We start from the raw sequence: 772 nt of genomic DNA, 5'->3' as shown, positions 1-772 counted from the left end.
TAATCAGTACGACGATAGGCACGCTCTACTTTGCCGCCAACTGTATGACTTAGAATAGTTTCAGCGACCTCATAGGGAGCATCGGTTGTTTCAGCAAGCCAATTGCGTAAACTAGAACGAAAACCATGCGGGCAGGCTTCAAGTTTATTGTCTCTCATATACTTTGACATAACCATAGGTGAAATAGGAGCCCGACTAGAAAAAGAAAAGATGAAATTACTTTTAGAGATACAACGGGCTTGTTCTATCACTTTCATTGCCTCTGATGATAAGGGGACGCGAAATTCTGTTGTAGCATCGCGCTTTCCTTTCATATTTTCAGCAGGTATGATCCATATATCTCCATCAATCTGATCTTCACGAATATGACGCAAGGGATTGGTACGAACCCCTGTAAGGATAAGCAAACGCAAAGCCAGTTGTGTGGGGTTTGTTGTTTGGCAAAGCGTTTTATAAAAAGCGGGAACATCTTTCCAATCCATTGCAGGTAAGTTTTTGATTTTATGGCGTTGTTTGCCTAAGAGAGCGCGTGCTTTTTCTACTGCTTGTAAATCAACATCCAATCCTAGTGCAGCCGCATGTTTGAGACACATATTGAGACGCTTGAGAGCTCTATAAGCAACTCCAGCTTTTGTATGCCAGATAGGGGCAAGAACATTGCGTATCTCTGTTTGGGTAATCTCTGAAACGGGTAGACAGCCTAATTTAGGGAGAATATGAAGGCGTAAAGGTGTAAACCATTTACCATTTTTACCATCACCTTTTAATTCAG

1 protein-coding gene is annotated in these 772 nt (G+C 41.8%); it reads right to left on the bottom strand.

Translation table 11 applies throughout. The features are described 5' to 3' along the window. Nucleotides 1-772, bottom strand: a 772-nt coding sequence (locus ACFIJJ_RS09940) for a tyrosine-type recombinase/integrase (RefSeq protein ID WP_375646838.1), incomplete at both ends; no start/stop codon positions are given.

The organism is Bartonella sp. TT29SHDZB, assembly GCF_042193395.1.
Classification (GTDB): Bacteria; Pseudomonadota; Alphaproteobacteria; order Rhizobiales; family Rhizobiaceae; genus Bartonella.
This window is presented reverse-complemented; position numbering and strand designations above follow the sequence as displayed.